The following is a 10,159-nucleotide window of genomic DNA, read 5'->3' as shown; positions in this document are numbered from 1 at the left end:
CATTTAGAGAAGATGGTCGGGGCAGCAGGATTCGAACCTACGACCCTCTGCTCCCAAAGCAGATGCGCTACCAGGCTGCGCTATGCCCCGACTAGGGTGAACATTGATTAGACACTGTGTTCAGAAGTGTTGAAAAGATGGTCGGGGCAGCAGGATTCGAACCTACGACCCTCTGCTCCCAAAGCAGATGCGCTACCAGGCTGCGCTATGCCCCGACGAAGAACGGTATTTATACACGAAATGTTCCAGCGTGTCTCAGAATTTACCACTTCTATTTCTAGAAGATGGTCGGGGCAGCAGGATTCGAACCTACGACCCTCTGCTCCCAAAGCAGATGCGCTACCAGGCTGCGCTATGCCCCGATCTGAGTGAATGGCTCCTCGAGCTGGACTCGAACCAGCGACCAATAGATTAACAGTCTACTGCTCTACCAACTGAGCTATCGAGGAAAATCATTCATTACGGTTTTAGTTGGCTCCTCGAGCTGGACTCGAACCAGCGACCAATAGATTAACAGTCTACTGCTCTACCAACTGAGCTATCGAGGAACACCTCAACCGTGGCGGCGTATATTAATGATGAGCAGGGGGAGCGTCAAGCACAATAAGTAAAAAAATCTACTGTTTTTTTAAGTGGTTAAATAACAATCGGGTGAGCTGGGTTGACGGCATTTATAAGTCTTGGATTTAATTAGTGCGACTCGGCGTTTCGTTCAAAGGATGTTTTCTGTATAACAGGCGTATATACGCCGGAATCTGTACTGTGTTATATAGAATTGAGGGTTGAGAATTTGCCCTACTTCTTCCATGCATTCGGCTCTTCAAAGTAGGTAGGTAAGGATATTCTATATGACCATGATTACTGGTAAAGATGCGTCACTTGAAGATTCTATTTCCAGAATGAGTACGCACCTTCAGGCGCTCGGTTTTGAGATAGAAGAAGTGCAGTGGCTTAATCCGGTGCCTAATGTCTGGTCGGTTTATATCCGGGATAGAAGTTGTCCTTTGCTTTTTGCCAATGGTAAGGGAGCTAGTCGTGATGCTGCGTTAGCCAGCGCTTTGGGAGAGTATTTTGAGCGCCTGAGTTGCAACTATTTCTTTGCTGATTATTATCTGGGTCAAGTGATTTCTGAGGATGATTTTGTTCATTACCCAAACGAGCGCTGGTTTCCTATTGTCGATGATGGATTACCAGCAGGGTTGCTCGACGGGCCGACCTGGAAGCACTACAACCTGAGTGGCGAGTTGAAAGCATCAATGTTGGTTGATACGAATTCGGGTAGTCATCAACGGGGAATTTGCGCTATCCCGTTCACACGTCAACGTAATCCTGAGCAGGTGTGGATTCCGGTCAATATTGTCGGCAATTTATACGTCAATAACGGTATGGCCGCAGGCAACACTGTAAATGAAGCACGGGTGCAGGCCCTTTCTGAAATTTTTGAGCGACATATTAAAAATACCATCATATCGTCGGGCATCAGTTTGCCAGATATTCCGCAGTATGTGCTTGATCGTTACCCAAGCGTCGTTGAGTCGATTGACTCACTGCGTAAGCATGGTTTTGTTGTGCTGACAAAAGATGCGTCTTTAGGTGGGAAGTTCCCGTTAGTTAATGTCACTTTGATCAATCCCGTAGACGGTGGATGTTACGCCTCTTTTGGTGCGGATCCTAAGTTTGAAGTGGCATTGGTACGTGCGGTTACTGAATTGTTGCAGGGTCGGGCGTTGGATAGTCTGGAGGAGCTTCCTCTACCCGAGTTTGATATTGCCAATGTAGCGGATCAGCATAACCTTGAATCTCATTTTATTGATTCCAGTGGTTCAGTCGCCTGGGATCTGTTTTCAACAGAAACGGATTACGAGTTTGTTGAGTGGAATATAGAAGGTGATACCCAGGCTGAATTTGATCAACTGTGTCACCTGATTCATAAAGTGGATATGGATATCTATATTGCGGATTATGAGCATCTGGGCATCTATAGCTGTCGAATTATCGTACCGGGTATGTCTGAGATATATCTGGTCGATGAGCTGGTTTGGAATAATAATAACTCAGGCATCGAACTTCGCGAGCCCTTATTGCGCTTGTCTGAGTTGAATGAGAAAGAAGCAGAATCCCTTCTTGTTAATATAGAAGAGGGTGGTTTTGATGATCAGCAGTTGGTGGCTGAAATAATTGGTATTGTGACTGATGCGGCTACCGCCTGGAATACCTTGCGGATAGGTGAATTGAAGTGTTTGCTGAATCTTATGCTGGGTGAATTGGAAGAAGCATTGGGTTGGAGCGACTGGATACAGCAGTTTGGTCATTTGGATCAAGACCGGACGTTACTGTATCGTTGTTTACATCAATGTTTGATGTTCCGGCTGGATAAGGAACGTCAGTTAGAAGAGTATCGCGGTCTGTTGGATCAGATTTATGGTTCGGAGCGGGTCGCTGAAGTATTAGATATGATAGATGGTAACGCAGTATTTAATGGTTTGGCCTGCTCTTCATTGGCTTTGGAGGGTTTTCCTGAGCATCAGAACCTGTTGACTACTTATGCTCATCTTCAACAGGTAAAAAAAAGTAGCTGATCAAACAATGATCATGTTTTTATCTGTTTGATTTTAATCGTTTTTTATATTTTTATGAGATAAAAGCGCCGCCCTGAATCGGGCGGTTTTTTTTGCCTCTTGGTCAGTGTGGCTATTTCCGTTATTATCGTTAGCTTCACCTTCTTATCGTGCTCGGAGATTTTAACTGAGATGCTTTTCAAAAAGCTTCCCGAAACAATATTTGTCCCTTTTTCGGGACAGAATAAACATATCTATGAAGCGGTCTTGCTGGATCTGGCTGATCAGTTCTTTGATGAAGATCTGGTAGACCCTTTTGTGCCTAAAGACCTCATCCGTTCTTGTATTGAAGACACGGTTGTTCGTTTGGGTGTGCGCCGGTGGGAGCCGGAACAAGACGAGTCTGAATCCGATCGTCAGGAATTGCCGCGCTCGACCGCTGAATATACTAGTCGAATTTATCGGCGGTTAGTTGAAACCGGTTGGTTGGAAGAGGAGCAGCGGATCTACCGCACCTTTGTTCTGTTATCTCCGGCGATCAGCTACCTGTTGCGAACACTGGTTGGGATCAATGAGCTGGAAAAGCGAAGCTATGGCGGCGCTGTGCTCAACGTTCTCAGCTCTCTGGAATCTGCGATTAAAGATCCAACAGGCCGGGGTATTACTCTGCAGGAAGCGGCGCAAACGGCGGCTGATTTCAGTGCCCACCTGACCGATATGATGCTGGGCTTGCGTGAGTTGAAAATTACGCTTGCGGCCACCTCCAATCCACAAGAGATTGTGCGTAGCTTCTTTGATCGTTTTGTGGCTCATATTCTTGTATCGGATTACAAAACACTCAAAACAAAGAACAATCCATTCCGTTTCCGTCGTCAAATTTTGACGATGTTGCGTGATCTACAGTTTGATCCTCTTAAAGTTGAGCAGCTGTCAAAGCACTATCAAGAGCAGTTTGAACTGAATTTTGCCGATGCTGAGGCGATGGTTCACAGTCATATCAATCGTATTATGCGTATCTTCGAATCGGTAGATCAACGTTTGGCTACCATCGATGATTTCCGGTACCGGCTGGAGAAGCGGGTAGCTGATACTGTTCGCTATATGGATAAGACAACGCCAGGCATGAGTTCTCGTCTGTCTCGTCTGATTTCCGATGTATCGAAACTCGATTCTCGCTCTATACCCCATATTAATAGTCTGGAATCAGTTGCCTTTATCGCGCCGGGTAGTGTTCGTTCGCCAGTCAGACGCAGGGTTGAAACTAAACCGCGGGTTATTCGCCCGATCGAGATCGATCCTCGAGTACTCGAGATGCGGCAGCTGTTTAAAGAATACAAGGCTCGCCGGGAGGTGAGTCCGGAAAATATTGAGCTCTATGTTGAACGTCATCTGCTTGATAAGAAGATGATTAACGCTTCAGATTTCACCATTGAATGCATTGAGGATTACATCTGTTTCAGTTATCTGCGTCACATGCGTTCATTGGGTAAGAAAGGGCGGGGTACCGCCAATAAGTATGAGATTAAGTTTGAAGAAAAATATGTCAACGTCGCGGATATGGTTGAATGTCGCGATTTTAGTATTCAGAGGAAAGTATAATGCTGGGTGATCTGCAGAAAATCATCGGTCGCAGTGATCAGTATCAGGAAGAAGATTTCGTTCACGCCGCTAATATGCTGCTTGTGAATCAATTTATCTATGCTGAGCGCTCCGGGCACCGGGACAGTTACTTCCTGGTAGCCTCTCATGTGGATTACTTTACTAATCTGTTTGCGGCTATCGGCTGGTCATTGATCTATCAGCCAGATGAAGCTTATTTGGGGATACTACCCAAAGGCGAAGAACGCTTCCTGCGTCTGAAGCTGGATGAATCGTTGTTTCTGCTTTGCCTGCGTCAGCAGTATGAACAGAAGTTGGAAGCCTTTGATGTAGAAGCGGGCCGGGCTTATATCACCTCAAACGACCTATTATCGCTCTATGAAAATCTGACAGGGCGTGAGATACCGAACGAAACCCGCTTGAAAGAGCTACTGTCCCTGTTTAGCCGGCACGGTATTATTGAACGGGGTAAGCCCCACGAAACTGATCCTAAAAACATTCCATTAACCATCAATCCGTCTATTCGGCAGGTAGTTGTGGAAGACTTTATCGGTCAGCTTGAAGGGCTCTGTGAAGAAAATGACGAAGACGAAGACGATGCGACATCCAGTTTGAGCGAGCCAGAAACCGGTTCTACAGATGAATCAAAGATCGAGTCGCTGCCTGCAGAAACTTCAGAGACGTCCATCGCTGAGTCAGAAGACGCAGTAACCGAACAGCCTGCATCTGAGGAGACAAACTGATGAAACAGCTCAATAGAATGGTGCTGGTTAACTGGTATGTGCTGGGTGCGGTTGAGATTCCAATCAAAGGAAATGTGGCTATTGTTGGGCCCAACGGTTCGGGTAAGTCATCCCTGTTGGATGCCATACAGACGGTGTTGATGGGGGGTAATAAAAAATATCTCAGCTTTAACGCCAGTGCCGGTGATAAAAGCGAGCGTAGTCTGCGTACATATTGTCTCGGTTTTATGGACGATATGGGCAAGAAAGAGAACTCTCGGCAGGATTCTGTTAGTTATCTCGCGCTGAGCTTCTTTGATACGGAAACGAGTAAAGAGACCTGCGTAGGTCTGGCAATCAGCGCTTCGCTGTCTTCACCGGAAGAGGATGTATTGGGGCGCTTTATTCTGCCAGATTTCTCCGTCACCCTGGAGGATTTTACCGATAAGCAGGATGGCGGTCGTCTGCCAAAAGAGTGGCCGGTAGTCCGGGAAAGTTTGCTTAAGCAGTGCCCGGAAATGAAGCTAGAGAAGCGGGCTAACCGCTTTATTCGTGAGCTGGTAACTGAGCTAAGTTACGACCCTCAGATGCCCAATGACGATGATAAGTTTGTTAAAAACTTCCGTAACGCGCTTAAATTTGTACCTATCAACAGTCCGACCCGCTTCATTCGTGAATTTGTGTTGGATGAGAATATCGTCCATGTCGGCGGCTTCCGTAAATCCCTTGATGAATATCGGGCGATGGAAGAGAAAACCCGGGAAGTGGCTAATCGCATCGGCGAGCTGGAGAAAGTTCAGGAACAGTGCAAAGGGATCGACCGAAATGTAAAGAACTCGGTTGAGTATGAGTGGGTTGTTCATGAAACCCGGTTTGAGCATGCTGACCTTAAGAAAGAGGAAGCGGAGGAGCGCCTTGAATCAAATCAAGGGAAAGAAACCACGCTGCAGTCTGAGCTTGAAGCCAAGAGTGAAGAACTGAATCAGACGATGCAGTCCTTGGCTAATTCTCGTGCTGAACTGAATAACACCGACAGTGCCCATAAAGTGAAGGCGCTGGAAAACTCGATTGATGCTCGTTCCCATGAACTAAATATTGTTAAAGAGAAAATACAGCATGTGTATTCGTTGCTGCGCTCAGCGGTAAGCTTTGCTAACTATCAGCAATACCTGCCGGAGAGTTTTATCCCGGTGGTTAAAGATTCAGTAGAGCTGTGGCGTTCCGGCGAAGATATGATGGCTGAGGCGTGGCCGTTAGCGCCGGTGGATGTGGATAACAACCTGAATCAACTGAAAAAGTCGGTCGATTCTGTACGTCGTGAGATTGCCCGTCGTTTTGAAGCTTCGGTTATTCGTATGAATGAGCTGCGAAGCGAAATTCAGAGTCAGAAAAGTGCAGTTGAACAGCTGAAAGAGGGGCGGGCGCCGTTGCGCCGAAATACCCGAGAGCTGATGCAGTTGCTTAAAGACTACGGTATTGAGTCTACGCCGATCTGTGAGCTGGTGGATATAAACGATGAGAAATGGCGAATTGCGGTCGAGAGCTTTCTCGGAGCACGCCGTGAAGCATTAATTGTAGATCCGGATCGGGTTAAAGAGGCGATCACTCTTTACCGACGCAAAGGTCGTCACCTGAAAGGTTGTCGAGTAGTAAATACCACTAGAAGCCATGAATGGGTAAATCGTTCTAAGCCAGGCTCGCTTGCACAGTTTGTTGATTGTCAGGGCGAAGATGCCCTTGGCTACATGAATCGCGCCCTGGGTGGGGTGATGGCGGTAGAGACTGAAAACGAATTGCTAAAGCAGGAACGTGCGCTTACCTATGACTGTATGTTGCAGACAGAAGGTACGACTACCTCTATTCGTGAAGAAGCGCCGATGATGGGCAGCGGCGGTGGCCGTCGCCAGCATCAGTTGCAGCAGCAAGATCGTCAGGTTGATCAGATGATGGCTGAGTTCAGCGCGTTAAATAAAGATCATGAAGCACTGGATAGCTTGAGAGAAAACCTGATCCGTATGACTGCGGCGCTGACCGGTGTAACCGAGCGGACTTTTGATCTGGTGAATCAGCGGGAGATGCTGCAGACCGAGGTTGAGGGTTATCGCCAGGGTATTACTGATGTGCGTAATCAGGATGATACCGGTGTTCAACAGCGAATTGCTGAGTTGGTCGAGGCGCAAAAGACGGCTCAGGATGACCAAAAGAAATTGATGAACAAGCTTCAGTCTACCCGTACTAGTCTCATCAAGGATAACGCTTCACTTGAAGTGTTGGACAATGAGCTGGAAGAGCATGCAGTAGCGCGTACGAAGTGTGAAGCGGATACTAATTTTGATGCTCAGTCCGCTCAGGAAAAACGGGACTATATGGATGAATCCTGTTCCGGCGATCTGGATCGAATTATCTTTGAGTCCGCTAAAAAGGCGCAGTCTGAGCTGGGGCTGGTTGAACGTAAGAAGAATACTGTCCGTGATGGTGTGGCGCAATATAAGGCTCGCTACCATGGTTCTGGTCTGAGTCATCAGGATCTGGATAAAGTCAGCGAAGATTCAACCCACGAGCAGCTGGCTGAGTTTGTTGATCATACTATCCAGTCGCTGCGTGATAGCGAGTTAGCAGAGTACACCGAGAAGGCTGAACGGGCGCGTCTGGAAGCAGAAACTTCATTCCGCTCCGATTTCGTTGCCCATCTGAAGGATCAAATCGAGAAGATTAAAGAGCTGATCCGTGAGCTGAACGCGCACTTGAAGAATCGCCCGTTCCATCGGGAGATGTACAGCTTTGAGATGATGCCAAACCCGGAACTCAAAGATATTCTGGAGTTGGTTGAAGCCTATACCCGGATGGATCAGGCTAACGTTGGCTCACTGTTTGATATGCAGTTTGATGAGACCCGCCCCCATCAGGATGCTTTGACAAAGATCCATGAAGTATTGAAGGATGAGGGTGAAAGTAGTCTGTTGCAGGATTATCGCAACTTCTACAATTTTGAACTCGTAGTGAAAGATCTTGAGGGTAATCGTAAAACGACGCTGACGCAGCGGATTAAGACGGGCTCCGGTGGTGAGCATCAGGTGCCGTTCTACGTTGCTATTGCTGCGGCAATGGGCGCAACCTACCGACTGCGTGATAGTGCTGACGGTATGACGTTGGGTGGTATTAGTTTATCGGTATTCGATGAGGCCTTTAATAAGCTGGATGCTGAAAATACAGTGACTTCCCTCGGCTTTATGAGGGATCTGGGCTTGCAGACACTAATTGCCGCGCCGGATGATAAGTACTCTCTGATGGCGACGACCATGGATACCATTATCAACGTCTGTCGAGATGGTCGGGTTGTGGATATTGATGTTGAGTTTCCGACTCAAAACGGCAAAGCACTACTTAACTCTGATAATCCCTACCGGTTGATAGATAAAACGGAAGGGGAGGCGAGTGCTGAAGATGTGGAAGGGTTAATGCCTGCCTAAGACTTGAATGTAGGGTAATAAGTTTAGAGGGTTGTGGCCCATCGGGTTCCCCGGTGGGCCATTTTGGGTTTTGGTGGGTGGTAATCCGGCTTGAAGCTGCAAAGGGGCGCGTCCTGTCGTAGCACTATAATTCGTTTAGAGTCATTTGGATGAGGGCGAACCTGCCAATGTTCCGGTTGATTGATTATCTCTACCAACATGCTTTGAACTTCGGGAACGGGAATGCCTTTAAATTCCACCATAAAATCATCGCTATTAGGGAGTGCAAGCTGCTCTGTCCGAAGGTCCAGATATTGATGGTTAGCTAGTAACTGGAGCAGATGTTGAATATCCCAGTGTTGTGGCGTTGAGGTTAGCGGTAGGAGTCTGCCAAGGTGTCCGGGAGAGATGACTGATCTTTCTTTAGCGAAATATTTGCGCACAGTGAGCTCGGTGTGGGCTTTCAATAAAGAGTTATCCCGCACGTTGCCATCGAAATTTACCTGACAGAGGCCCTCAATCATGATCTGCAGATTAAAATCGCAAGCTTTGATGAATTTCCAGGCAGGCTCAAGTGAATTTCGTGCCCCGAGACTGAACTTAGTTGCCTGCTTGCCATGGCGGGTATTAGCATCCAGAACGGTGATCATTAGATAGTTACTCTGAAAGTCGACCAGGGCCTCTGGTTGCTCAGTAAAGCAACAGGAGACCTCTCGTTGGCAGAAAGACAGCCAGGCTTCTCTTGTATTCAGGTGGGGCAGGCAGCGGATATTCATTCACATCCCTAAAGCTGAGGTTATAATGCAGGCCGTTAGTTTAACTGAAGTTGAGAGAAGCCTCTATGAAACTGATCAACCGTTCTGGATTTGCCATTCTGCCGCGTCAGCCATTTGCTGATTGGGCCAATCAGCAGCATGATGAGCTGAATCAGCAAATGAGTCTGGAAGAGCATCGTGCCGAAGGTAGTGTTTATCTGACTGAAGAGTTCCAAAGTGAAGAAGATCTGCCTGAGCAGTTGTCGGCGCACTTTGCAAAAATCTTCGAGAATGAGCTGGCAGCCTGGGATGAGTTTGGCGATCACTGGCCGCAGCAAAGAACTCTTGAGCTGTTTCGTCAGTGGTTTGAGGTGATTCCGCAAGTGATGGCGATTGATCTGTTGCAGGAGCCTTTATTAATGGCTCCTTTGGAGGATTGATCGGAGCTTATAGGTGGGGGCAATAAGGACAGTTGCTTTAGGTGGCGGTAATCGCTAACAATAGTGTTTTGGTAATAGGTAACAGGTAGTTTGATGTCCCCAAATACCCTGCTTCAGCTTGATATGCATCCGTTGAGAGAGAGTCTCTATGAAGAGATGCACTCTAGGCCATTTCAGGTAATCCCCAGTCCGGCCCGTATCTCTCATCTGTCGGTGGTTTGTAATGAGCAACAGAAGATTGATCAGTTTCTTCACTTGCAAAGTCTCTGTGAGATGCTGGGGGGCGATGTGCCAGCTGCTGATAGCCCCTGTTTCCAACAACAGTTTGGGCAGCTGCAGGTGCGTCGGGAAAAGCACCTTGAGTTTGTTTCCTATACTTTTATCTGGTTAGGGGGCAATCATTCAGATCCTTTTGCTGAAACGGCAATAAGTCAGCTACCCGTTGGTTGGTTGGAGCAGATGTGTGGTGAGGTGATTGCAGCGCTGCATATGGCCGTTGAAGATGTACGTGAAATTGGTGAGCCGACGATTCCGGAAGTTAAAAGTTACTTTGAAGAGATGCGTCTGGTGGGGAGTCAGCCTTCCCAGGGGGCTGCGCAGATCTGGACTAGCTTTCAGGTGCACAGTGACGGCTCT

At 47.5% G+C, this 10,159-nt stretch carries 7 protein-coding genes and 5 tRNA genes; 6 read left to right on the top strand and 6 right to left on the bottom strand.

Annotated features, from left to right (window positions below; translation table 11 throughout):
- Positions 1-13: 13 nt before the first annotated feature.
- The 5 genes from QZZ54_RS19075 to QZZ54_RS19055 form a co-directional block, all read right to left on the bottom strand.
- Positions 14-90: transfer RNA gene (locus tag QZZ54_RS19075), tRNA-Pro, on the bottom strand.
- 48 nt (positions 91-138) lie between these two features.
- A tRNA-Pro gene (locus QZZ54_RS19070) sits at positions 139-215 on the bottom strand.
- 70 nt (positions 216-285) lie between these two features.
- Positions 286-362: transfer RNA gene (locus tag QZZ54_RS19065), tRNA-Pro, on the bottom strand.
- Positions 363-373: 11 nt separating this feature from the next.
- A tRNA-Asn gene (locus QZZ54_RS19060) sits at positions 374-449 on the bottom strand.
- Between the two features lie 23 nt (positions 450-472).
- Positions 473-548 (bottom strand) — tRNA-Asn (locus QZZ54_RS19055).
- Positions 549-848: 300 nt separating this feature from the next.
- Between QZZ54_RS19055 and ycaO the strand changes: the two genes are divergently transcribed.
- The 4 genes from ycaO (at position 849) to QZZ54_RS19035 (ending at position 8,349) form a co-directional block, all read left to right on the top strand.
- A complete protein-coding gene (gene ycaO, locus QZZ54_RS19050; protein ID WP_290705792.1) occupies positions 849-2,579 on the top strand; it encodes a 30S ribosomal protein S12 methylthiotransferase accessory factor YcaO in 1,731 nt (576 codons plus the stop codon).
- A 171-nt stretch (positions 2,580-2,750) separates the two neighbouring features.
- Complete coding sequence (locus tag QZZ54_RS19045; protein ID WP_290705790.1) at positions 2,751-4,157, top strand: Wadjet anti-phage system protein JetA family protein; 1,407 nt, start codon at positions 2,751-2,753, stop codon at positions 4,155-4,157.
- Positions 4,157-4,900, top strand: a complete 744-nt coding sequence (locus tag QZZ54_RS19040) for a DUF4194 domain-containing protein (protein ID WP_290705788.1) — start codon at positions 4,157-4,159, stop codon at positions 4,898-4,900. Before QZZ54_RS19045 ends, QZZ54_RS19040 begins: the two co-directional genes overlap by 1 nt.
- On the top strand, positions 4,900-8,349 hold the full coding sequence (locus QZZ54_RS19035; RefSeq protein ID WP_290705786.1) for an SbcC/MukB-like Walker B domain-containing protein: 3,450 nt from the start codon (positions 4,900-4,902) through the stop codon (positions 8,347-8,349). The genes QZZ54_RS19040 and QZZ54_RS19035 overlap by 1 nt, the downstream gene beginning before the upstream one ends.
- Before the next feature lie 23 nt (positions 8,350-8,372).
- On the opposite strand, the gene QZZ54_RS19030 is transcribed toward QZZ54_RS19035, so the two are convergent.
- Positions 8,373-9,104: a hypothetical protein gene (locus tag QZZ54_RS19030; RefSeq protein WP_290705784.1), complete on the bottom strand. Its 732-nt coding sequence runs from the start codon at positions 9,102-9,104 to the stop codon at positions 8,373-8,375.
- A gap of 65 nt (positions 9,105-9,169) precedes the next feature.
- Between QZZ54_RS19030 and QZZ54_RS19025 the strand changes: the two genes are divergently transcribed.
- Both QZZ54_RS19025 and QZZ54_RS19020 read left to right on the top strand, forming a co-directional pair.
- Positions 9,170-9,523 carry a hypothetical protein gene (locus QZZ54_RS19025; protein ID WP_290705782.1) on the top strand — a complete coding sequence of 118 codons (354 nt, stop codon included), beginning with the start codon at positions 9,170-9,172 and terminating at the stop codon, positions 9,521-9,523.
- A 93-nt stretch (positions 9,524-9,616) separates the two neighbouring features.
- Positions 9,617-10,159: DUF3422 family protein (locus QZZ54_RS19020; RefSeq protein WP_290705780.1), on the top strand; the 543-nt coding region annotated here is incomplete at its 3' end.

It is taken from the genome of Amphritea sp., from assembly GCF_016744155.1.
In the GTDB taxonomy this organism is placed as follows: Bacteria; Pseudomonadota; Gammaproteobacteria; order Pseudomonadales; family Balneatricaceae; genus Amphritea.
This window is presented reverse-complemented; position numbering and strand designations above follow the sequence as displayed.

Coding starts and splice junctions, on each gene's coding strand:
- QZZ54_RS19025 (WP_290705782.1), top strand. CDS start 9,170: ATGAAACTGATCAACCGTTCTGGATTTGCCATTCTGCCGCGTCAGCCA.
- QZZ54_RS19040 (WP_290705788.1), top strand. CDS start 4,157: ATGCTGGGTGATCTGCAGAAAATCATCGGTCGCAGTGATCAGTATCAG.
- ycaO (WP_290705792.1), top strand. CDS start 849: ATGACCATGATTACTGGTAAAGATGCGTCACTTGAAGATTCTATTTCC.
- QZZ54_RS19030 (WP_290705784.1), bottom strand. CDS start 9,104: ATGAATATCCGCTGCCTGCCCCACCTGAATACAAGAGAAGCCTGGCTG.
- QZZ54_RS19045 (WP_290705790.1), top strand. CDS start 2,751: ATGCTTTTCAAAAAGCTTCCCGAAACAATATTTGTCCCTTTTTCGGGA.
- QZZ54_RS19035 (WP_290705786.1), top strand. CDS start 4,900: ATGAAACAGCTCAATAGAATGGTGCTGGTTAACTGGTATGTGCTGGGT.